Source organism: Pseudomonas abietaniphila (assembly GCF_900100795.1).
Taxonomy (GTDB): domain Bacteria; phylum Pseudomonadota; class Gammaproteobacteria; order Pseudomonadales; family Pseudomonadaceae; genus Aquipseudomonas; species Aquipseudomonas abietaniphila.
Genome location: NZ_FNCO01000024.1, coordinates 25,267 through 48,382, shown reverse-complemented (window position 1 = coordinate 48,382; position 23,116 = coordinate 25,267). Strand labels below are relative to the sequence as shown.

The 23,116-nt window shown below is 57.6% G+C and carries 20 protein-coding genes; 1 reads left to right on the top strand and 19 read right to left on the bottom strand.

Annotation, left to right across the window (positions count from 1 at the left end):
* Nucleotides 1-231: 231 nt before the first annotated feature.
* From BLS87_RS30620 to BLS87_RS30540, 18 genes are all read right to left on the bottom strand, one after another.
* Entirely contained in the window at nucleotides 232-1,659 is a 1,428-nt protein-coding gene (locus BLS87_RS30620) for a sigma-54-dependent transcriptional regulator (protein ID WP_074758774.1), read from the bottom strand.
* Complete coding sequence (locus tag BLS87_RS30615) at nucleotides 1,656-2,876, bottom strand: sensor histidine kinase (RefSeq protein ID WP_244165926.1); 1,221 nt, start codon at nucleotides 2,874-2,876, stop codon at nucleotides 1,656-1,658. Before BLS87_RS30615 ends, BLS87_RS30620 begins: the two co-directional genes overlap by 4 nt.
* Before the next feature lie 141 nt (nucleotides 2,877-3,017).
* Nucleotides 3,018-4,493, bottom strand: coding sequence for a sigma-54 dependent transcriptional regulator (locus BLS87_RS30610; protein WP_074758770.1), 1,476 nt, complete (start codon nucleotides 4,491-4,493; stop codon nucleotides 3,018-3,020).
* Nucleotides 4,494-4,661: 168 nt separating this feature from the next.
* Nucleotides 4,662-4,958 (bottom strand): flagellar protein FliT, encoded by a 297-nt coding sequence (gene fliT, locus BLS87_RS30605; protein WP_074758768.1) that lies wholly within the window; start codon nucleotides 4,956-4,958, stop codon nucleotides 4,662-4,664.
* Nucleotides 4,959-4,968: 10 nt separating this feature from the next.
* Entirely contained in the window at nucleotides 4,969-5,370 is a 402-nt protein-coding gene (gene fliS / locus BLS87_RS30600; protein WP_074758766.1) for a flagellar export chaperone FliS, read from the bottom strand.
* A gap of 52 nt (nucleotides 5,371-5,422) precedes the next feature.
* Nucleotides 5,423-6,808 (bottom strand): flagellar filament capping protein FliD, encoded by a 1,386-nt coding sequence (gene fliD, locus BLS87_RS30595; RefSeq protein WP_074758764.1) that lies wholly within the window; start codon nucleotides 6,806-6,808, stop codon nucleotides 5,423-5,425.
* A gap of 78 nt (nucleotides 6,809-6,886) precedes the next feature.
* Nucleotides 6,887-7,243: a flagellar protein FlaG gene (locus tag BLS87_RS30590; RefSeq protein WP_074758762.1), complete on the bottom strand. Its 357-nt coding sequence runs from the start codon at nucleotides 7,241-7,243 to the stop codon at nucleotides 6,887-6,889.
* A 68-nt stretch (nucleotides 7,244-7,311) separates the two neighbouring features.
* A complete protein-coding gene (locus tag BLS87_RS30585) occupies nucleotides 7,312-8,760 on the bottom strand; it encodes a flagellin N-terminal helical domain-containing protein (protein WP_074758760.1) in 1,449 nt (482 codons plus the stop codon).
* A 63-nt stretch (nucleotides 8,761-8,823) separates the two neighbouring features.
* Nucleotides 8,824-9,063 (bottom strand): hypothetical protein, encoded by a 240-nt coding sequence (locus BLS87_RS33985; protein WP_143024523.1) that lies wholly within the window; start codon nucleotides 9,061-9,063, stop codon nucleotides 8,824-8,826.
* Between the two features lie 36 nt (nucleotides 9,064-9,099).
* The gene (locus BLS87_RS34500; protein WP_074758758.1) at nucleotides 9,100-10,110 is read right to left on the bottom strand and encodes a flagellin N-terminal helical domain-containing protein; all 1,011 of its coding nucleotides are present in this window, start codon (nucleotides 10,108-10,110) and stop codon (nucleotides 9,100-9,102) included.
* 363 nt (nucleotides 10,111-10,473) lie between these two features.
* Nucleotides 10,474-11,406 (bottom strand): ketoacyl-ACP synthase III, encoded by a 933-nt coding sequence (locus BLS87_RS30575; protein WP_074758756.1) that lies wholly within the window; start codon nucleotides 11,404-11,406, stop codon nucleotides 10,474-10,476.
* Between the two features lie 403 nt (nucleotides 11,407-11,809).
* Nucleotides 11,810-13,393, bottom strand: coding sequence for a flagellar hook-associated protein 3 (locus tag BLS87_RS30570; RefSeq protein ID WP_074758754.1), 1,584 nt, complete (start codon nucleotides 13,391-13,393; stop codon nucleotides 11,810-11,812).
* Between the two features lie 12 nt (nucleotides 13,394-13,405).
* The gene (gene flgK, locus BLS87_RS30565) at nucleotides 13,406-15,505 is read right to left on the bottom strand and encodes a flagellar hook-associated protein FlgK (protein WP_074758752.1); all 2,100 of its coding nucleotides are present in this window, start codon (nucleotides 15,503-15,505) and stop codon (nucleotides 13,406-13,408) included.
* Between the two features lie 10 nt (nucleotides 15,506-15,515).
* Nucleotides 15,516-16,790 (bottom strand): flagellar assembly peptidoglycan hydrolase FlgJ, encoded by a 1,275-nt coding sequence (gene flgJ, locus BLS87_RS30560; RefSeq protein ID WP_074758750.1) that lies wholly within the window; start codon nucleotides 16,788-16,790, stop codon nucleotides 15,516-15,518.
* Nucleotides 16,791-16,800: 10 nt separating this feature from the next.
* Nucleotides 16,801-17,910: a flagellar basal body P-ring protein FlgI gene (locus tag BLS87_RS30555; RefSeq protein WP_074758748.1), complete on the bottom strand. Its 1,110-nt coding sequence runs from the start codon at nucleotides 17,908-17,910 to the stop codon at nucleotides 16,801-16,803.
* A 13-nt stretch (nucleotides 17,911-17,923) separates the two neighbouring features.
* The gene (gene flgH, locus BLS87_RS30550) at nucleotides 17,924-18,637 is read right to left on the bottom strand and encodes a flagellar basal body L-ring protein FlgH (RefSeq protein ID WP_074758811.1); all 714 of its coding nucleotides are present in this window, start codon (nucleotides 18,635-18,637) and stop codon (nucleotides 17,924-17,926) included.
* Between the two features lie 110 nt (nucleotides 18,638-18,747).
* Entirely contained in the window at nucleotides 18,748-19,536 is a 789-nt protein-coding gene (gene flgG / locus BLS87_RS30545) for a flagellar basal-body rod protein FlgG (protein ID WP_074758746.1), read from the bottom strand.
* Nucleotides 19,537-19,583: 47 nt separating this feature from the next.
* Nucleotides 19,584-20,324 (bottom strand): flagellar basal body rod protein FlgF, encoded by a 741-nt coding sequence (locus BLS87_RS30540; RefSeq protein ID WP_074758744.1) that lies wholly within the window; start codon nucleotides 20,322-20,324, stop codon nucleotides 19,584-19,586.
* A gap of 286 nt (nucleotides 20,325-20,610) precedes the next feature.
* Between BLS87_RS30540 and BLS87_RS34330 the strand changes: the two genes are divergently transcribed.
* The gene (locus BLS87_RS34330) at nucleotides 20,611-20,787 is read left to right on the top strand and encodes a hypothetical protein (RefSeq protein WP_167362128.1); all 177 of its coding nucleotides are present in this window, start codon (nucleotides 20,611-20,613) and stop codon (nucleotides 20,785-20,787) included.
* A 212-nt stretch (nucleotides 20,788-20,999) separates the two neighbouring features.
* On the opposite strand, the gene BLS87_RS30535 is transcribed toward BLS87_RS34330, so the two are convergent.
* A complete protein-coding gene (locus tag BLS87_RS30535) occupies nucleotides 21,000-22,808 on the bottom strand; it encodes a flagellar hook protein FlgE (RefSeq protein ID WP_074758742.1) in 1,809 nt (602 codons plus the stop codon).
* Nucleotides 22,809-23,116 lie beyond the last annotated feature (308 nt).

The following is a 23,116-nucleotide window of genomic DNA, read 5'->3' as shown; positions in this document are numbered from 1 at the left end:
GCCCGCAAATTTTTGACACGGATTTAGCGATTACCCATGTAGTAGCAACAACGGTGCCAGACCAATGGAGGCACAGTGCCAGCTTTCATGAAAGTATTGGGAGGATTGCAACGCTGCAGGTTTTGAACCTGCAGGAGCGCGCTTGCCCGCGATCGCAGCAGGTCAGTCAACAAAGACCTGGCTGACTGACCGCAATCGCGGGCAAGCGCGCTCCTACAGGCTTGCGTTCATTCAGGAAGCGAACAGATACCCCTCGACATCCATTCCGGCATCGCGCATCTGCGCCAGCTTGTAGCGCAACGTACGCGGGCTGATACCCAGGCGCTCGGCGGCTTCTTTACGGCGACCGCGCTCGGCCCGCAGGGTGTCGATGATCATCTGAAACTCACGACGCCTCAGGTCCTCACCCAATGCACCGCCCGGATCGCCGCTGGGCGTCTCGAACGACGAATCCATGGCGCCGGAGGGTGTCGGCACCGTCGGCAGAACCTGAAGGACCGGCGCAGGCGTCGGCAGGGATGCGAAGGTGATGGGGCCGGTCAGGCAAAAATCTTCCGCCTGAATCACCCCGCCCTGCTGCAGAATCAGCGCCCGCTGCACTGCGTTGTCCAGTTCGCGCACGTTGCCCGGCCAGCTGTATCCGACCAGACACTTTTGCGCGTCGGCCGAGAGACGCACCGGCGCGTGCTTCATTTTATTGACGTGTTTGGCCAGGAGACGCTCGGCCAGCGGCAAAATATCGGCGGGACGCTGACGCAGCGACTGCCACGCCAACGGGAATACCGACAGGCGATAGAACAGGTCTTCTCGGAAGCGTCCCGCAGCGACCTCACCCGCCAGATCGCGGTTGGTGGTCGCCAGCACTCGAATGTCCAGCTCGATGGGCTTGCGCGCACCGACCCGCTCCACTTCCCGCTCCTGCAGTACGCGCAGCAGCTTGGCCTGCAAACCCATGGGCATTTCGGAAATTTCGTCGAGCAAAATGGTGCCGCCATCGGCTTGTTCAAATTTGCCGGGCTGGGCCGCGATAGCGCCGGTGAACGAGCCTTTTTCGTGACCAAACAGGGTCGCTTCGAGCATGTTGTCCGGGATCGCCGCGCAGTTGATGGCAATGAATGGCTTCCCGGCACGAGGCGATTGCTGGTGAATAAAACGCGCCAGCACTTCTTTACCGGTTCCCGACTCACCCGAAATCAACACCGTGGAGTCGCTCTTGGCCACGCGGCTCGCCAGGTTCAACAGTTGTATGCTGGCGGGCTCGACCGCAATCGGCCCCTCGCCGTCGGCCGGCCCGAGACGCCCAAGGGCGTGGCGCGCTACCAGGGCGAGTAATGCCTTGGGCTCGAACGGCTTGACCAGGTAATCGGCGGCGCCTTGACGCATCGCCTCGACCGCACGGTCCACCGCGCCATGCGCCGTCATCAGCAGCACAGGCAGCTGTGGGTAACGCGTTCGCAGCTGATTGAGTAATTGATGCCCGTCCATGCCAGGCATGTTGACGTCGCTGACCACCAGGCTGAACGACGCCTGGGCAGCGGCCAGAAGGGCCTCCTCCGCCGAACCGACCGCGTGGTAGTCATGCCCCGCGAGCGTCAGGGTTTCGCCCAAGGCTTCGCGCAGTGAAGGGTCGTCCTCGACCAGCAGTACGTTGATCGTCATGAGTCATCACCCACCGTGGCGACCGCTGCGCTGAGACCCGGAATCAGCGGCAAGGAAACGATGGCACAGGTGCCGCGCCCCGGACGCGAACGAAATTGCACCTGCCCCTGATGAGCCCGCGCAACGGCGGTGACCACGGCCAGACCCAGCCCGGTGCCCGTCGTCTTGGTGGTGAAAAATGGCTCACCGATGCGGGCCAACGCAGCAGCGTCAATGCCGCTGCCATTGTCGCTGATACACAGACGCAGCGTATTGCCACGGCTGTACGCATGAACCTTGATGCGCGACCGACCGGCGCTCGCCTGCACCGCGTTCTCGATCAGATTGAGCAACGCGCCGACCAACGTGTCCCGGTTGCACAGCAGTTCGCCATTGAGGTCATCGCACTGCCAACGCACCGCCGCATCACGCACATGGGTCTGCGCGGCAGACTCAAGGGCACCGACCAGTTGACTGGGCGTGAGGCGGTCAGTCAGCGGCAACTCGCCGCGCGCGAACACCAGCATGTCGCGCACCTGATGTTCGAGTTCGTGCAGCCGCTCTTTCAAACGGCCGGCGAAACGCTGCTGCGTTTCCACATTCAGCGCCTGTTCGGTCAAATGACTGGCGTAAATCATCGCGGCAGACAAGGGCGTGCGAATCTGATGCGCCAACGAAGCCACCATGCGGCCCAGCGACGACAGACGCTCATGGCGCGCCAGCTGACTTTGCAAATGACGGGTTTCAGTCAAATCGTTGAGCAGCACCAGTTGGCCGGGTTCTGCATCGAGGGATCGGGTCGCAATCGACAGGCGACGACCGTCCTTCAGCGAGATCTCGTGACCATCGTCCTCTCGCGGCGCAAAGCAACGCGCGATGACATGGCGCCAGAGCATGCCGATCAGCGGCTCGCCCAGCAGATCGAGGGCTGCCGGGTTGGCCTCGCGGACCCTGCCGTGAGCATCGATGACGATCACACCGCCCGGCAGCAGGTCGAGCAGGTTCTGCAGGCGGTTGGCCAGACGCTCTTTCTCGGCCAGCTCCTGCATCCGCTGAGCACTGACGACCGCCAGCTCACCCTTGAGCTCGGTGACCCGCGCCTCCAGCAAACTGTAGGAATCAGTCAGTTGTGTCGACATCTGGTTGAACAGGGCAAATGCCTGTTCCAGTCCTTGGCGACTTTCCACTTCCGGGGACGGCTGCACTTGCGAACCCGGTAAAACAGGTTCGGAAGACATCTGAGCGGCCTGGGGCATAGTGTTGATCTCTCGCGTGGCGAACCGTCAGTAAACGGTATGTTGCAAGAGACTTAGCAATCCTCGTGCCGAAAAAAAACCGCTGAGAAATCAGCGGCTTATTTTTAGCGCGTCAAACGAGTGTCAGTCGTCGACCTGATCATCGCCGTCGCGGCGGCTCATGCCGTACTTGCGCATCTTCTCCACCAGCGTGGTGCGGCGGATACGCAAGCGCTCGGCGGCGCGCGCCACGATACCGTTGGCATCGTCCAGCGCCTGCTGAATCAAGCCCTGTTCCAGACCACCGAGGTAGTCTTTCAGGTCCAGGCCTTCCGGCGGCAGCATCGCACTGTTGGCGAAGTTGGGCGTGTGACCGTTGATCGCCACGCGCTCTTCCAGATCGCTGCGCAGGCTGTCCACCAATTGCTCGTCTTCATCGTCGACGTAGCGGAATTTCTTCGGCAGCTCGGCAACGCCAATCACGCCGTAGGGGTGCATGATCGCCATGCGTTCCACCAAGTTGGCCAGTTCACGCACGTTGCCCGGCCAGCCGTGGCGGCACAGGGACATGATGGCGGCCGAGTTGAAACGGATCGAACCGCGTTTTTCGTGCTCCATGCGCGAAATCAGCTCGTTCATCAGCAGCGGGATGTCTTCCACGCGCTCACGCAACGGCGCCATTTCGATCGGGAACACGTTCAGGCGGTAATACAGGTCTTCACGGAAGCCACCGGTCTCGATCATGTCTTCGAGGTTTTTGTGGGTCGCTGCAATGATCCGCACATCGACGCTCTGGGTCTTGTTGCTGCCCACACGCTCAAAGGTGCGTTCCTGCAAGACCCGCAGCAACTTGACCTGCATCGGCAACGGCATGTCACCGATTTCATCGAGGAACAGCGTGCCGCCGTTGGCCAGCTCAAAGCGCCCTGCCCGGCTGGTGATCGCGCCCGTGAACGCGCCCTTCTCGTGGCCGAACAGTTCGCTTTCCAGCAGCTCGGCCGGAATCGCGCCACAGTTGACGGGCACGAACGGCGCATCGCGACGTTTTGAATGGTAGTGAAGGTTGCGTGCAACCACTTCCTTACCGGTGCCCGACTCGCCCAGAATCAACACGCTGGCGTCGGTGTCGGCCACTTGCTGCATCATCTGACGCACGTGCTGAATCGCGCGGCTGGTGCCGACCAGGCTACGGAACAGGTTGGGTTCGCGCTGACGACCCCGCTCACGGGCCTGATCGTACATTTCACGATAGACCTGGGCGCGGTGCAGGGAGTCCAGCAATTTGCTGTAGCTGGGCGGCATCTCGACGGTGGACAACACGCGTCGGCGAAGGTCTTCGGCCAACTCGGCAGAAGAATTTTCGCCCATCAGCAAGACAGGAAGGAACTCATCCCATGCAGCGACGGTCTTAAGCAGCCCTTGAAGACTGCCCGGCGAATTCACCGAGCCGACCAGCACGCAGAGGACTTCTCGAGTGGAGGTCAAAGAACCCACGACTTGCTGCCAGTCAGTGCTGGAGCAGGAGAGGTTCTCATCGCCGAGAAAATTCAGAATCACCGCCATGTCACGGCGGCGCTGGCTATCGTCATCGATCAGCAGAATCTTGATTTCACGCCACATGCAATAGCAACTTCCCTAGTCAACTCGATGCCCATCAGGGGCAAGCTTGGCATTTGTACTGTCCGCAGGACGCTACATCAACCAGAAATTAGTGAACATCACTAGTTAAGTCAAAAAACCGTACACAGTCAATTTTATGGCGCACAAATTTTTCAGATCAACCAAGCGTCAACCAAACAGATGGTAAACCTTTGCAGCGCTTTTCGCTCGCTGGATCTGCGACATTTCATCGACAATTGCCTGACGCTCGCCAACAGCGCTGTCAATGAGCTGTCGATAGACACCTAGCAGCTCCTCCAGATTGCTGCGCAATTCATTTTCATCCATCGATTTCTCGTTGATGACGTCATCCATGCACGCTCGGCACGCCTGATCCAGCTTGCCGATTGCCTCCCAGTCACGCTCGGCGAGTGCGTCAATCAAGGCTTCCCGGGTTTCTTCGATTCGCTTGAGTGCAGCGTTCATGGACGTATCCTCACAACGCAGGTTGGGGTTCGCCGATGGCGTCCCATCCCTGCTTCACAGTAATCAACAGGCGGGCGACTTCATCGACGATTTGCACATCGTTTTTCAAATTGGCTTCTATCAACCGATTTGTCATGTAGGCATAGAGGCTATCGAGTTGCTGCACATAGGCAGGATCGCCACTTTTTTCAGCGTCCAGGCCATCACGCAAACCAATGATGATGTCAACGGCCTTGCCCAGCATCAGACCTTTTTGAGCGATGTCGCCGCGTGCAAGTGCACCCTTGGCTTGTGCCAAACGATCAAGCCCGCCCTCCATGAGCATCTGGACCAGACGATGAGGACTGGCCTCGGAGATCTGGGCGTGTGAATTGACCTTTTGGTACTGACGAAGGGCTCGACTCGGATGCATGGTGATATCTCGTGACAGTGACAAAAAAACGGAGGCTCAAGCACCACCGCTACTAATTATCTTTACTTTTATTCAACGCATTGAGGGTGGCCAGGACGCTGTCGCTCTGCTGACGCAATTGGGCAACGAGAGTGTCCATGGCGTTGTACTTATCGGAGAGGCTTTTGGTCAAGGCATCCATCCGCTCATTCAACGCATCTTGCTGCTTGGCCAAATCGGTCAAGTTGTCCTTCAACGTGGTGCTGCGCTGTGCCATGACGCCAGTCGTGGCTTTCGCGAAACCATCGGTCGCGGCGGTCATGCGGGCCAGCAGACCAGTACTGCCGGTAAAGATGCTGCTGATATCCGCAGCATTGGTCGCAACAGCTTTATCCCATTTCGCATCGGTAATGCTGAGTGTGCCGTCACTTTCAGAGGTGGTGACACCAAACTGAGCCAGTGACTTCAGCGTTCCGCTTCCAGACAACGTGTTCAACTCGCCACGAATCGCCGAGGTTAACGAGCGCATCGTCGAGTCGCCGCTCAGCGCGCCAGCGGTGATAGAGCCATCGGGATTCGTGGTGATTTTCGTTTCAGCATTGATCGCGGTCATCAACGCGTTGTAGGTATCCACAAAGCCTTTGACGGCTGACTTCAGCGCAGTGGTGCTGGTAGTCACAGAAATAGTGGTGGCGGTCGGACTGGTTGCGCCGCTGGCCGTTGGCGATACTGACAAGAGCTTGATGCTAATGCCGCTCACCGCTTCATCGATCGAGTTGCTTTTCGATGTGTTGGCGATGCCGTCGATGGTGTACTTGGCGTCCTGCGGCTTGTCTACCACGGTGTAACCGGTATCAATTCCCGAATTACCGGAGAGCGTGAGGTCCGAGCCCTCCCCCATCGTAGTGGAGGTGATGATCAGCCGGGAACCGGTGGAGTCGGTGAGCAAATTCGCACTCAGGCCGGAGGTACCAAATTGTGAGTTGAGCGAGTCGCGTACTTGTTGCAATGTCGCACCGACGGGGACGCTCAAATCGTACTTCTTGGTCCCTTGAGAAACAGTAAGGGTCGTGGGTGAAGTGCCTTTGTTGACAACAGCAGACGCGCCATCCTTATAGCTCGCAGTACTCAGCTTTGAGGCCGACGCGAGCTGGTTCACGACCAACGAAAAACTTCCATTGGACGCTTTTGAACCTGCCGTCATGGTGGCAACACTTTCATTTGAAGACTTGCCGACAAGTCCGCCATAGCTGGTGTCTGTTGCCATGGACGTCATGGCGCCACGGAATGCATCAAGCGCGGCTTGAATCTTGCCGATGGAGGTGAGTGTGGTGGTTGCTTTCAGCGATTGGGTGTTGATTTGCGATTGCTTCGGCGCCTTCGCGGAGTTGACCAGCGAGGTTACGATGGACTGCGTGTCAATATTGGAGCCGATGCCGCTAACGGTTGAACCCGCCATTTTGCTTCTCCTAAACGGTGAGCGTCGCTTCCTTGGCTAAAAGCGCCCTGGAAGCGACTTATTCACGATCCATGCCACTCAGACTTTTGCATCAAAGAACAGGCTGCTGGCTTGAGTCAGGCTTTGCGCCAGCTTTAGGGCCGTTTCCGATGGGATCTGGCGGATGACATCGCCGGTGTCGCTGGCGATGACCTTGACCACGGTTTGGCCCGTCGAGTCATCAATGGAAAAATCAAGCTTGCGCTGCAGGTTCTGGACGAACTTGCGGATGTCGGCGATGGCGTTTTCCATTTCTTCGCGCTTTGGCTGAGACTGCACCGCATCAGGCACAGAAGACGGCGCAGATACCGATGGGACTGTATCAACCGGCGGCCGGGCATCTAGGCTCGGCAGGACGGATGGATAAGACAGGTTCAGTTTGACACTCATGTCCATGACCAATCTCCTCTGAAAAACGAAAGGGCACGTATACGCGCCCTTCCGTTATCACTCAGACGTTTTGATTACTGAAGCAGTTTCAGTACAGCGGATGGCAGTTGGTTAGCCTGCGACAGGATCGCAGTCGAAGCCTGCTGCAGCGTCTGCTGCTTGGTCAGTTCGGCAGTTTCGGAGGCAAAGTCGACGTCCTGAACAGTGGAGCGTGCAGCGGTGGAGTTCTTCTGAATGTTCTGCAGGTTGTCGGCAGTGGTGGTCAGACGGTTCTGGGTAGCACCCAGGCCCGAACGAACGCTGTCGATGGAGCCAATTGCCTTATCGATAACAGCGAGAGCATTCTGCGCCATGGTGGCGCTGGTTACGTCGGTGTTCGAAATAGTGGTTTTGGTGGATGCGAAAGAAGTACCACCGCCACCAAACAGCACGCCTGCACCAGTAGCAGCACCAGTGATCGAGTAACCCTTAGCAGAGTCCAGAGAAACTTGGCCAGTGACTACAGTTGCGCCGGCTGCGGTAGCGTTAAGGGTAGCTGCGGTACCGTAATTACCGTTGCCATCTTTAGAACTTACAGAAACTGCGGCTGCGTCGGTAGTAGTACTGGTAAACACCAAGTTATCGCCAGTATCAGATTTGACCTCCAGCGTTTGAGTGGATTGGTCGTAGTTAACGCTGATACCCAGCTTAGCAGCGTTAGACTTCAATTGATCGGCCAAGCTGGCGTTATCAGTTACCAGGAAATTAACAGCGGTGCCACCACCAACAGCCAGAGAGAAGCTAGCTGGAGTGCCCGGCGCTGCTGCTGCCGCGCCAACCGAAAGCTTCACTTCTGTGCTGGCTGTAGCAGTCAAGCCACCAATTGCGCCGTTCAGGCCAGCAGCAATAGTCTTAGCCGAAGCACCGGTAGTGTAGGTGAAACCTTTTGTTGTGCCATTGCCAGTAACTTGCAGCGTATCGCCAGTCAGACCGTTGGCGTTGATTGGAATACCAGCCGACTTGAGCTGCTGGGAACCGATCTGGTTAGCAGCAACGTTATCCAGGCTAACGTTGATGGTTTCGTTGGCGTTGGCACCAACCTGGATTGCTTTTGTACCGAACGAACCGTCCAGCAGCTTCTGGCCGCCGAAAGTGGTGGTTTGCGAGATACGGGTCAGTTCCGAAGTCAGCGCCTGGTATTCGTCGTTGTTCGATTTACGGTCATCGGCGCTCAGGGAGCCGGTCGCCGAGGACAGAGCCAGGGTACGCATTTTCTGCAGGATGTCGGTCGAAGCTTGCATCGCGCCTTCAGCAGTTTGAGCGATGGAGATACCGTCGTTAACGTTTTTAACGGCTTGGCCCAGGCCGTTGATCTGGCTGGTCAGGCGGTTGGCGATCTGCAGGCCAGCTGCGTCGTCTTTGGCGCTGTTGATACGCAGGCCGGAAGACAGGCGTTGCATCGAAGTTGCCAGGGCGCTACCAGCCTTGTTCAAGTTGGCTTGAGTAGTGATCGACGCAATGTTGGTGTTAACGGTTAAAGCCATGATGAATTCCTCGTTGTATTGGGGTACTACGGCTTTCCGGCCCTGGCAACCGCCGGGTGTGGCCTAGAGAACCTTCGTAATGTTTATCGTCGTATTTGCCAGGAGCTTGAGGGCAATTTGAAAATTTTTTGCCACCGCTTTGCCACCGCTTGCCATCCCCTGAAATCCATGGGACTTGCAAAGGATTTCGGCCATGGCGCCACAACCTTTAGGCCCGACGATCAAACTTCCCCAATGGGAGGAGCCGCGCGCCCCAAAAGCGCGCGGATACACTGTGGTTGCTTCCCTTTTTTCAAAGGGCATGGAATCGATTATTAAAGAGCGCGTAGTACTTTTGGACTACTGCAGGAGTTTGAGCACCGCTGCCGGCAGTTGATTGGCCTGCGCCAAAATAGCAGTGGACGCTTGCTGAAGGGTTTGCTGCTTGGTCAGTTGGGCTGTCTCGGCTGCAAAGTCGACATCTTCGATGCGCCCACGGGAAGCCGTGACGTTTTCAACAATGTTGTTGATGTTGGCAACGGTAGAAGCCAGCCGATTTTGCTTGGCTCCCAATTCAGCCGTCGCTGCGGACACCGTTGCCAGAGCACCGTCCAGCCATGCGATTGCATCGTCGATGTTTTTTGCGGCGACCGCCGACTCAAGCTGCAGCTCCGCCTTGGTCGGCTTGAGTGGATCGACGCGCGCGATGCCCTCATAAATACCGGTCCCGTCAATCCTCGGCGTTACAACATCCCCCGCCTTCACGTCTTTTTTTCCGACCACTTGAGCGACGGAAGTTGCTGGATCTCCGAGAAGGGCAACCACCGCAGCATCATCCTTCTTCGCGGTAAAGAGTGCGTCGGCGGAAAAATCTTGCGTCAACTCCAGAGTGATCTCTTCATCCGTACCGATATTGGCACCGACGTGAAATGTCAGAACACCCGCTGTTCCATTCAATAACTTCAAGTCCTGACCGAATCGCGTACTGCCGGCGAGACGATTCAACTCGGCCATTTTTTCACCGAACTCTTTGTTGGAGGCCTCACGGTCGCTTGGGCTGTTTGTGCCATTCTTCGCCTGAATGGCCAACTCCCTGAGGCGTTGTAGGTTGCCCAATGACTCCTGCAACGCACCTTCCGTAGTTTGAATTACCGAGATAGCATCGTTTGCGTTTCTCGCGGCGACGGTCAGCCCCTTGATTTGCGTGGTTAAGCGCGTGGCGATCTGCATGCCAGCCGCATCGTCCTTTGCGCTATTGATGCGCAGCCCCGTTGAAATTCGGGTCATTGACGTACTCAGCGCATCGGATGAGCGATTCAGGTTTCGCTGCACAGACAGAGAGGCAATATTGGTATTTACGGTCAAAGCCATTTCAAGTTCCCTCGTTGATAGAAATGGTTGGCTTTCAAAAACGGGGAAGTCCATTTCTCCCAGAAAACCTACACTTTCGTTATCGACGACAGACTTATTGGCTTTAACGGTACACCTCGCACAGCAAACCCATATCCCCTACACATGTAGGGCTAAAAATGACGCAACTTACTCACTGGGCTGCAATTAAAAAAAAAGAAAAATATTTAATAAAAATCCGGTAGACATCTATAGCCCGTCAGAGCATTAGAAATATGCTGTAAGACGTTTCGTAGATTAGTTTTGGATATAGAGATAATCCAGACATAAAAAAACGGCGACCTGATTGTCAGCATCGCCGTTTCAACTGCTGCCCGCGAAAGATCAAGGACGATAAATGATCGCCGAACCCCAGGACAAGCCTACGCCGAAACCACTGAGTGCCACGCGCTTCCAGGTGGCGTTGAGCACGTGTTTTTCCAGCAGCAGCGGAATGCTCGACGACACGGTGTTGCCCGTCTCGAGCATGTCCTTGACGAACTTCTCAGGCGAGCTGCCTTCTTCGAAACGGCGGGCCACCGCGTCGACAATCGCGGCGCTGCCCTGGTGGATACAGAACGCATCGATGTCCGTCGATTGCAGACCCGAATCGGTGAGCAGCTCGTTCAGATGCGCCGGAACCTTGACCAGCGCGAAGTTGAACACCTGACGACCGTTCATGAAGAAGGCGCCGTCGGTGGTTTTGAGGAATTCTGCGCCACCGCCGTCAGTGCCGAACTTGGATTTGCCCAGTTGCCACGGCGCGCCCTCGCACATCCAGGTCGCGGTCGCGGCGTCGCCGAACAGCATGGTGGTGTTGCGGTCTTCGGGGTCGACGATCTTCGAATACGGGTCAGCGGTGATCAACAGGCCATTTTTCAGGCCAGTAGCTTCCATGAAGCCTTTGAGCGCGTAGATACCGTAAACGTAACCCGAGCAGCCCAACGAAATGTCGAAGGCCGCCACATGGGTCGGCAGGCCGAGTTTATGTTGAACGATGGCTGCGGTGTGCGGCAGGCCTTCTTCGTCACCGTTCTGGGTGACCACGATCACAACATCGATGGCGTCGCGCGAAAGCTCAGGGTTGTTGGCGAACAGCTGGTTGGCTGCTTCGACGCACAGGTCGGAGGTTTCCTGAGCATCGTCCTTGCGTGGCAGAAAAGCAGAACCGATCTTGCCGAGGATGAAGTCTTCATCCTTCCCGAATTTGGCACCCTGCGCGTAATTGTCAACGCCGGCTGCTGGCACGTAACTCGCTATGCTTTTAATGCCAATCATCATGGCTTCCCAATCAAAAACTGCTGAACATCACCCGTCGCCCAAAGGCGGGGCATTAAAAATCCGGGGCTTGAAGCCGAAAAAAAAGGCAACCGGAAGACTCTGGCCGCTTCAGAAAGTCTCTGAAATCAGCCTGATGCCTTCATCGCCTGCAAGCACGATACAGTGAAGATGCCCGTTATGACTCATAGGTCACCAAAAGTTTTACAAGCTTTTAGCTGACCGATGGGTCCGGTGCAAGGGTCGATTGCCTATCAGACAGGGAATAGACATGAAGATGTCATGAATTACGCGGATCGAGGGTGGTAGGAGCGGCCCCGATTCAAGAGAGTCCGCCCGCTTTGCGGAAGCGACCACTGAGGTCGGCAAAGCGGGCCGGAAATCGCAATAGGCTAAACCGGTGTCACAACTGACTAAACAGATTCAAGGTCGAGATTTTCGTAAAGACCAACTGTGATGCCTGGAGCATGCTTTGCTCCAACGTCAGACGGGTTATAGCTTCTGCGGGATCCGAGGCCGTGATCGAACTGGATTCCAGTTTTCCGTTGTCGAGCAACGTCTGATTCGTAACCTGCTGTTTTGTCGCCGCATCCGTCCGGGCGCCGATATCACCCAACGCCGTCCCGATCTGCTCTGATGCGCTTTGCAGGTTGCCGATTGCGGAAGAAAGGCTGGCCTGAAGACGTTGCTGCCCTAAAACATCCCCATCAACCGGCGTTGTCAGGGCGTTTATCACGGATGACAACGTGTTGAGAATATTCTGGTTTTGCTGCGTAGACCCTTGCGCGGTGAATTGATCGCCTGCAATCCGTGGACCGCTGAAATTGAATGTCACTCCGGCAACCGTGGCGGTATTACCGACCACAGTTCCCGTGGTAATTGGCTTGCTGGTCGCTGCGTCATAGGGAGACGCATAAACCTCGAAGTCATCTGCGGTGGTGAACTTCAGTATCGCTCCGCCCTGGGGGAAGGACTCGTTGAACGCAACCGGATCGGTCACGCTGGAGCCGGTGATGACTGACGAAGAAGCGTTCCCCGGCATGCGCGCCGTCGAAATGGAACTGGGGGAAATAGCCAGATCGAAGCTGTGAGTTTTCATCGCAGCGTCCGCCAGCCCCTTATCCGCCTTCTGGGCATCCGTCAGGTTCACGTTCAAACTAAATTGCAACCCGCGGAATGTCACGTTCTGGCTGGCAGCAGAGTCTGAAGAAATAGAGCCCTTACCAGACGCTTCGGCCGTGACATCGTTAAGGTCTTTATCCCGTATCACGAACTCTGTACTGCTGGTAAACGTGATGGAATAAGGCTGACCGCCTACGAATTTGGCGTTGTAATCGGCACTGGAGGTCACTACGCCTCCAGACATCGACACCAGTCCATCATTGGTGGCTGGGGACGTCAGGGTCGCGCTCGTTCGGGTCGTGTTTACTGCCTGCTCAAAGGCTTCCCACCCCGTTGTATTGGTTGCGGTCGAAATACCGTTTCCAATGTCAACGTTATTCTTGGACTGGTCGCCCTGATAGCTGTAGGTCCCGTCAGGATTAATTGCGTACGGCACCGTCGTAGATTTAGACCCCGCAAACAGGTAGCTACCATCAGCATCCTGGCTGTTCATGAGCCCCAGAATCTGCGATTGCAACTCTTTGAGTTCGGCCGCGTTTGCCAGCCTGTCTTTGTCAGAAAAAGCCGCACTGCCCGCGCCAATCACCAAATCCTGCGCGCGCTGAATCGCGGTATTAATTGAACTCAACACCGATTCAGCATGCGTACCTTTGGTATTCACCGCGCTAGCATTCGTCTGATACTGGGTCAGCATGGCATTCATTTGCTGAAGCTGGAGCACACGCGCCGCGCCTACCGGGTCATCGCCAGCGGTATTGAGTTTTACCTGGCTGGAGACTTCATCGCCTGACTTGATGACGTTCGCGTAATTACGCTGATAGTTTGCTGCGCTGGCTTCGTAATACTGAGCAGTTGAAATACGCATGATTACGCCCCCTTAAAGACTGTTGATCAGTGTGCTGAAAATGGCTTGGGCCGCTTTGATGATTTGCGATGAGGCGGTGTAGTACTGTTGATACTTGACCAGGTTTGCCGCTTCCTCATCCATCGACACGCCAGAAACACTGTCCCTTGCGCTTTTGGCCTGCCCCACCACTGCGGTGGTGGCATCAGCATCGCTTTTCGCCTGAGCTGCCTGTGCGCCTACTGAGGAGATCAGGTGCGTGTTAGCCCCAACCATGCTCATACCGGTGCCGTTGTCCGCAGCAATATCGACCGTTTGTTTGGTTTGAAGACCGAGCGTCGTGAGCGCATTACGGTTGTCGGATGATCCAGCGCCAGTAACGTCAATGTTATAGGTGTCGCCTGACGTCGGCGAGCCCGAGACCGTCATACTGAACTCATAGAACTGATCGTTGTTGGCCAAGTCCTTGTAGCCGACCTTGAAACTCAAAGGGTTACTCTGCCCAGGCGTGATGTTGCCGGTGATTGCTACACCCTTGTCATTGAGCACTGGCTTCCCGGACGCATCGAGCAACTTGAAACTCTGCGCCCCGGTGGTTGCGTCCTTATCCCCCATCACCATGCGAATGGGCATGGAGTTTTTCAACGCATTGCGCATGTCAGCCATGGCTGCGGGCGACTGGTAGATGTCCGTACGGCTCACAAGAACGGGCTGGCCGAATTGACCGGTACCTTTATTGCCGTCACCGACGCTGCCGGTTAGCGGCGCAGCGGCGGCGAGCGTCTTGGGATCAGTCATGACGGTTTTGATACCGTCGGCACCTGTCTTCGTCGGGCTGACCTGGAAGCTGTCACCCGCCTTGAAAGTAGCAGGTCCAGACGCGCTATTTGCCTGTACGAAGGAAAGCGAAAAACCTCTGTCCGTCAGTTCTTTAGGTGCACCGTCGTTGATGCTAAATGGCCCAAGACTCGCACCATTGGGCATCACCTTGACGCTGTATCCGGTAGCGTTGCCACCGGCATCAACACCGGAGAAAGTCACTTGATAGTCATCAGTGGTGAGCAATCCGGAGTTCGTAATTGACACGGCGAGATTGCCCGACGAGACGTCGTTATTCTTGTTAGCGAGGCTACGCAAAGCGGTCAGGCTAGGGTCATTAATGCTATTGAACAGGTTGGCGCCAAAATCACCATTGGCGTCGATACCCTGATTCAGTTGGCTGTTGATTTGATCGGACACCACTATCGCCAAGCGACCCAGTTCTTTGGCTGCTGGTTGCAAGACGTCGCTGCGATACCGGACCAAGCCGCCGAGGGTGCCACCGGTCACTACAGACGTAACGTCCAGACTGCTGTTCTGATAATTGACTTTCAGCGAGTAAGCGTTTGGATCAGAGTCACTTGGGCCAGCGGTGAGTGTACTTGCCTTATTCCCGGTCACTAACGGTTGCCCTGTGCCGATGTAGATGTCGTAGCTGCCGTTGTTGTCGACAACTTTGGCACCAACGAGGCCATTAAGCTGACGCACGGCCTCTTCACGCGCATCAAGCAGGGAGTTCGGTTCGTTCCCCGAGGCCCTGGCCTGGATAATCTGCGAATTGAGGTCGGCTACCGAAGAAGCCAAAGAGTTGACTTGCCCAGCAACGCTGGTCATCTGACTGTTGATCTGGGTGTTCTGATCTTTAATCTGCCCAGAGATGCTATTGAACTGAGCTGACAGGCTCTGAGCACTTTTCAGGAAAGTATTACGGGCGGCACTGTTGGTTGCATCGGTGGACATCGCCTGCATGGCAGTGAAAAAGCTGCTCAATACCTTGCTTACGCCGGTAGAGCTGTCCGACAAGATCGAGTCAAGTTTGCTCGCCTGGCCCAGATAGGCTTGGGCATCAGCATTCAGGGAGGTACTGCTTTGCAACTGGGTATCAAGGAAACTGTTGTAGATCCGGCGGACATCGGACAGCGTCGTGCCTGTGCCGATAAAGCCGACGCCGATGTTCTGCTGCGCGCCCGCGCTGGTCATTACCTGTTGACGCGAATAGCCCAGCGTACCCACGTTCGCAGTGTTGTTGCCGATGGTGGTCATCGCTGCACTGCTGGCGTTCAGTCCCGAAAGCCCAATTGAAATCAGTGACATGGTTCAAACCTTATAAAGTCGTGGAAGAGCCCGATGCGGCTGCGTAATTCTGGTAACTCTTCATCTGTTTCGCGATTTGAGAAATCTTGCTGGCATAGTCCGGGTCCGTGGCGTAACCGGCCTTCTGCAGCTCTTTCACAAACTGTTCCGGGTTATCGGCCGATTTCAGCGTGGCTTGATAGCGATTGTTGTTCTGCAGGAAGCTCACCAGGTCATGGAAGCTGCTGGCGTACGAGTCGTAGGAACGGAAGTCCGCCGTCTCCTTGACCATCTTGCCGTCACGGAACTCGCTGGTGATCGCGCGGGCTTCAGGGCCTTGCCAGTTACCCTGTGCCTTGATGCCAAACAGGTTGTGACTGCTGCTGCCGTCGGACTGACGCATGATCGATTTGCCCCAGCCGGTTTCGAGCGCCGCCTGCGCCACCAGCACGGTCGGATCGACGCCGATACGCGCGGCGGCGTCCTTGGCCAGCGGCAGCATGGTCGAGACGAATTCGTCGGCGTTGGCGAACGCCGCCTTGCCCGGTGCCAACGGGGTCTGCACCCGGCTGCGCACATAGGCATTGGCCTGGGCGTTGAATTCCGGGCCGATGGTCCAGTCGCCATTGCCCTGACTGCCCGCTTTTTTGGCGGCGTCGACGGCATTGGCAACGGCGATGCGATTCTTCAGCGTGGTCGCACTGGCAGCGGCATCCTGCGTGCCCGAGGTGTTCGGCACGATACCTGCCAGGATCCGGTCGCTGAGCTTGCTCGGGAGTGACAGGCGACGGGAATTCAGGGCGGCGACGTCGTTGTGCGGCGTGCCGTCGGCCGACGTGGCAGGCGCGGCAACGGAACGTGTGGCCCACAGCGGACGCTGGGCAATTCGAGTTGCCAACCCCGGCTGTGCCGAAGCGGCGTCAGGCTTGGCAGCGGCATTAAGTGCGTTGGTCGCTGGCGCGATTTCGGTGGTCTTGTTCTTGGACAGTTGACGCATCAACACGTCCTGCAGACCGATACCACCGCCCTCGCGAGACATGCTCACCGACAATTGCTGGTCGTACATGTCCTGATACTGCCGCGTGGCTGCGGTGTTCATCGGGTTGTCCTTGGCCAGCACTTCGTTGGCCGAACGCATGGCCTTGAGCATCTGGCTGACGAACAGCGACTCGAATTCCTGCGCCACCTTCTTCAGGTTGGCATCGCTGTCGCGGTCGCCTGTCTTCAAGGCGGTCAGACGATTGAGGTCGGTATACGCCCCCGAATCGCCAGCAGTACTGGACGGACCGCCACTTGGAATACTCATCGCTGCGCCCTTAAATCACGATCAGATCGGCTTGCAATGCGCCGGCCTGCTTGAGTGCTTCGAGAATGGCCATCAAGTCACCCGGGGCTGCGCCCACCTGGTTAACTGCACGCACGATTTCGTCCAGCGTGGTGCCGGGACCGAACTTGAACATCGGGTGCAGCTCTTGCTGCGCGTTGATCTTGGAACGCGGGACCACGGCGGTCTGGCCGTTGGAGAACGCACCCGGCTGGCTGACCACCGGGTCTTCGGTGATGGTCACGGTCAGGCTGCCGTGGGTCACCGCAGCAGGCGACACCTTGACGTTCTGACCGATCACGATCGTGCCAGTACGCGAGTTGATGATGACTTTGGCCGAGGTCTGACCCGGATCGATTTCCAGGTTTTCCAGCACCGACAGGTAATCGACTCGCTGGTTAGGGTCCAGCGGCGCGGTCACGCGCACAGAGCCGCCGTCCAGTGCCTGAGCAACGCCAGGGCCAAGCATGTCGTTGATCTTGTCGACGATGCGCTTGGCAGTGGTGAAGTCGTTGCGGTTAAGGTTCAGCGTCAGCGAGTTGCCCTGATTGAAACCGCTTGGCACCGCGCGTTCCACCGATGCACCGCCCGGGATACGACCCGACGACGGAACGTTGACAGTGATCTTGGAACCGTCACGGCCTTCGGCATCAAAACCGCCGACCACCAGGTTGCCCTGAGCGACCGCATACACGTTGCCGTCGATACCTTTCATCGGGGTCATCAACAGGCTGCCGCCGCGCAGGCTTTTCGAGTTACCGATGGACGACACGGTGATGTCGATCTGCTGACCCGGTTTGGCAAACGGTGGCAGGTCGGCGTACACCGCCACGGCCGCCACGTTTTTCAGCTGCACCGTGCCCGAGCCCGCCGGCACCTTGATGCCGAACTGCGAGAGCATGTTGTTGAAGGTTTGCAGGGTGAACGGGGTCTGGGTGGTCTGGTCACCCGTGCCGTTCAGGCCCACCACCAGGCCGTAACCGATCAATTGGTTGGTCCGCACGCCGGAAATGCTGGCGATGTCCTTCAGGCGTTCGGCGTGTGCGCCCATGGCCGTGGTGAACAGCAGCGCTGCCGCTATCAGTTGCTTGAACGTGATCATGGCTATCCCGGTATCAGAAAGGGAACAACGGGCTGAGGAAGAATCGGTCGAACCAGCCTGGCTGACTGGAATCGGCAAACGCCCCTGTACCGGAATATGTGATGCGCGCATCGGCCACGCGAGTGGACGACACGGTGTTGTCGGTGGCGATGTCATCGGCACGGATGAGGCCCGCGATACGCACCAGCTCGTCACCGGTGTTGAGCGTCATCCATTTCTCGCCGCGCACCGACAGAATGCCGTTAGGCAGCACATCGGCCACGGTAACGGTGATCGAACCGGTCAGGCTGTTGCTCTGCGCGGCCTTGCCGTCGCCCTTGGTGGCGCGGTCGCCGGAGTAACCGGCGTCCAGGCTCAGGTCGCCGCTGCCCACTGGATTATTGGTGTTCACGCCCACGCCAAACAGCGACGACAGGCCGACACTGGTTTTGCTGGTCTTGCTGATCCCGGAACTGGCCGCCTTGCTGGCTGCCATTCTCTCGGACAGGGTGATGGTGATGATGTCACCGACCCGGTAGGCCTTGCGGTCGCCATAGAGGTTCTGCTCGAAACCGGCCTGATAGATCGAACCGTTGTTCGCCGCCGAAGGCAGCGGCGTTCGTGGCAACACCGGCGCGTAGTAAGGGTCATTGGGTTTGGCCGAAGGCGCAACGCAACCTGTCAGCAGCGCGATACCGCACAGCGGTGCTGCCAACAGGGAAAGCCGCAATACAGAAAGCCGTTTCATGACACTTAAAACCTCGCGGTGTAGCAGGCGGTTTTCAGTCGCCCCATCGGATTGATCAGGTGTTTCGTTGAAGAACATCAGGTGTCTCAGGCTCCGTTTACAACGCCGGATTACAAGTTCTGCGTCACGTACTGCAGCATCGAGTCGGCGGTCGAGATGACTTTGGAGTTCATCTCGTAGGCGCGCTGAGTGGTGATCATGTTCACCAGCTCTTCAACGGTGCTGACGTTGGAGTTTTCCAGGGTGTTCTGCTTGACCACGCCCAGACCGTTCAGGCCCGGCGTACCGACTTGCGGCGCACCACTGGAAGCAGTTTCCAGGTACAGGTTGCCGCCTTGCGATTGCAGGCCGGCCGGGTTGATGAAGTCGGCGGTCTGGATGTTGCCGATGACCTGTGGCGTCGCGGTGTTGGTCGACGTGGTGATCGACACGGTGCCGTCTTCACCGACCGTGAAGGTCTGCGAGTCTTGTGGAACGACAATCGCAGGCTCCAGCGCGTAACCGTTGGAGGTCACGATCTGGCCGTTCTGGTCGAGGTGGAACGTACCGTCGCGGGTGTAGGCCAGGGTGCCGTCAGGTTGACGGATCTGGAAGAAACCGCGGCCGTTCACGGCCATGTCCAGCGGCTGGTTGGTGGTTTGCAGGCTGCCCGCCGTGAAGTTTTTCTGCGTGCCGACAATGCGCACACCGGTACCCAGTTGCAGACCGGAAGGCAGCTCGCTGTCCTGAGTGGACTGAGCACCTGGCTGACGCTTGATCTGGTAGAGCAGGTCCTGGAACTCGGCGCGATCACTTTTGAAACCCGTGGTCGAGACGTTGGCCAGGTTGTTCGAAATGGTGGTCAGGTTGGTGTCCTGAGCCGCCAGGCCGGTTTTCGCTACATACAGTGCCGGAAGCATTCGTGTTTCTCCTCGAGCGCCTGATTATCGGCGCAAGCTGTCAGTCATTAGCCCATTTGCAAGACGCGAGCCATCGACTCGTCATCCTGCTCGGCGGTCTTCATCATCTTGATGTGCAGTTCGAATTGACGGGACAACGCCAGCACCGAGGTCATTTCCTCGACGGCGTTGACGTTGCTCGACTGCAGGAACCCGGATTCCACCTGCACATCGGCATCGGCCTGCGCCGGTTTGCCGTCTTTGGTGTGCATCAGACCGTCGGGGCCTTTTTCCATGTTCGCCAGGTTCGGCTTGACCAGCTTGATGCGGTCAATCTCAGCCATGACCTGCGGGCTTTCACCCAGGGAGCGAACGCTGATCGTGCCGTCGGCGCCGATCTCGATCTGCTGCTGAGGCGGCACGGCAATCGGCCCGCTGTTGCCCATGACCGGCAAACCATTGCCATCACGCAGCACGCCGAGGGCGTCAATGTTCATGCTGGAAGTGCGGGTGTAGGCCTCACCGCCGTCGGGGGTCTGGACCGCCATCCAGCCATTGCCCTTGACGGCAACGTCCAGTTCACGACCGGTGTCGATCATCGAACCCTGGCTGAAGTCGGTGCCCGGACGCTCGCTCATGGCATAGGCGCGCGACGGGTTAACCTCGCCAAACACCGGCATCGAGCGGGCCTGTTCAAGGTCGCGCTGAAATCCGTTGGTCGAGACGTTCGCCAGGTTGTTGGCATGGGCCTTTTGCGCAATGGCGTTTTCCGACGCACCGCTCATGGCCACGTAAAGCAACTTGTCCACAGTCTTCCTCCTCCGACAGACGTTTGCCGCCTGTAGCTGTACTGCAGAGGTCATAGCAATAATCGAACCAGTTTTTCAGCGGCGATACAAAGTGCTGATTTTCCAATGCTTACGGGGCCAAATCACTGTCGCTGACCGAGACGATTTCCAGCCGCGACGGTGGACCGCCGCTTTGTGCGAAATCCGTCGTCTGCGCCGCCAAAAAAATTTCGCGTGAGGCGCTTTAACCGAGGAGCGATAATTGCAGCGATTTGCTCACCGGCCTTTTTTGCCACAGGAACCTGCCATGCGCTTGCCGCTCGTCCTCGCCCTCCTCCTCGCCTGCTCCACCGTGGCCGTTGCCGCGCGAGCGCCGTATTACCTTTGGCAAGGAAAGGACAAAACCGTCTGCGCACAGACCAGCCCTGGCAAGGGCTGGACCAAGGTCAGCAGAGGGTTTGTGAAGGCTGATTGTTCTATTTGAGTTGAATCGGGTGCTGGCACAATCATTAACCCTTTAAGCAAGCATCCAGTCCACGCCTGTGGGAGCGAATTCATTCGCGAGAGGCGTGGGCAGGCGATAGAGATCCATCGCCAGCTCGACCGCATCGCGAATAAATTCGCTCCCACAGGGTTAGTCGATAGCCTTTGGAAAGGCGGCGCACCCGGCATCCGCGCACGCCGCCATCCTCTCGATCACGTCGCCCGGATCAACGTCTGCATCAACTCGGCCTCAGTGGACAGCGTTTTCGAGTTCGCCTGGTACGCCGTCTGCGCCTGAATCAGCTCCACCAACTCCTGCGACAAATCGACGTTGGAGCCCTCCAGTGACTGCTCGGCGATACTGCCCAGACTGCCGATCGCCGCCCCGTCGTACTGGGCGACGCCCGATTCATGGGTTTCTTTCCAGCGCGTGCCGGTGATGGCCTGCAGACCCTGTTCGTTGGTGAAACTGGCAAGCATGACCTGACCGATCTTGCGGTGCAGGCCGTTGCTGAAACCGGCACTGATGACACCCGTGCGATCAATCGAGATCGCCCGGATTTCCCCCGGCGCATGCCCATCGACCACCGGCGAGGTCAAGGCCGTGGGTGCGCGGTACTGGCTGAGCTTGCTCATGTCCATGACGATCCCGTCACCGTTGGCCGAAGCGCCATTGCTGCCCCACGAACTGCCGGGGCGACCGCCCTCCATCGGCTTGGCCGGCACCCAGCCCGTCAGGGTCAATGTCTGGCTCGCCCCCACCAACCCGGCACCGCCAACCAACGACTGCAAGTTGCCACGACTGTCGAACAGCATGCTCGCCGTCACCGGATCCTTGCGGCTGGGGTCCTGGGGGTTCAGACCGTCGACCAGCACATGCATCTTCCAGCTGTTGCTGCCATCCTTGACGAAGTACTGCGCCATCGGGTGCGCGTTGCCAAGGCTGTCGAATACGGTTGAGGTGAACACCTTGTTGTAGGTGGACAGGTCGTTCGGGTTGAACGTCGGAACCGGACGCGGTATGACGGCGTCCGTCGGGCTGAGCAAACTGCCGCTGGCATCGCTGAGCGGGATGGAAATCGGACCGGCATTGGCCGCGTCACTCGGCACCCAGCCGCCATTGACCTTGATTGCCGGGCGCCAGTCTCGCAGGGCCAGTTCAGTGTTGGACGTCTTGTCGATCGCCGCCGAATTGCCGGTCAGCGAGAGTGCACCGTTGGACTGGGTGTGCAACCCGACCTCCAGCGGTGACCTGTTGGACGGGTCCAGCGGGTTGATGCCGTCGATGAAGATGTACGAGGTCCAGGTGTTGTCGTCGAGCTTGACGAAGTACTGCGTGAGCTCATGATCCTGCGGTGGCACAGCGGCTTTTGCCGGGATCACGACGGTGCTGTTCCCCGCAGCGTCGATACCCAGAACCTCCTTCACTTCCGGCACGCCCGCGTCCTGAATCGTGCGGCTGACCATACGTGTATACGTACGTGAATCATCGGGATTGAAACGCGGAACAGCCGCCAGCGAAGCCGTGGCGGCGTCAAGGTTCACGGTCTGCCCCACCTTGCTCGTGGGCTCAGGTGCAAGATTGGCGGTGTCGATTTTCAGGTCACTTCGCACCCCGCTGATGAGCTCGCCTTCGTTATTGACGCCATACCCTTGCAACCGACCGCCCTGGGCATCGACCACGAAGTTTTCCTTGTCCATGTGAAAGGCCCCCGAGCGCGTGTAGCTCAATGCGCCGCCGTCGCTCATCACAAAAAACCCCTGGCCCTGGATCCGCATGTCTAACGGGCGTCCCTCGCTCGATTTAGCGCCCCCCTGCGCGAAGTTTTGCGAGACATCCGCCACGCGTACGCCATCACCTGAAGATCGACCGCTCCCCAGGCCTGCAGAAGAATAAACCGCGGCGAATTCCGCGCGCGAAGACTTGAAACCTGAGGTATGGACGTTGGCAATGTTATTGCCGGCAACTTCCATTCGTTTATGCGCCGCGTGCAGACCGGCCACTGCGATGTTGAATGACATGAACTCTCCCTGAGCCGCTATGCACGGCACGTCCGTCAATGCATGGGTTTCGCAGGCAAACGAATGCGATCGAAAGCGACCTTTCAATGGCATTAATTTGTCAGCGAATTTGAGTCTCGCATTAACGGAAGTAGGAAATTTCCAGGAAGAGAGTGGGATGACTCTTGATGTTTTTTGCACCGCATGGGGCGGCTGTGCTGCTGTGATTCGGATGAAGATCCTGTTTGGAATGACGCTGATGGTTCGTCCTGAGGGCCGAACCCGATTCAGTTTCTAACACTCAAAAAAAAAGCCCCTCCAAGGAGGGG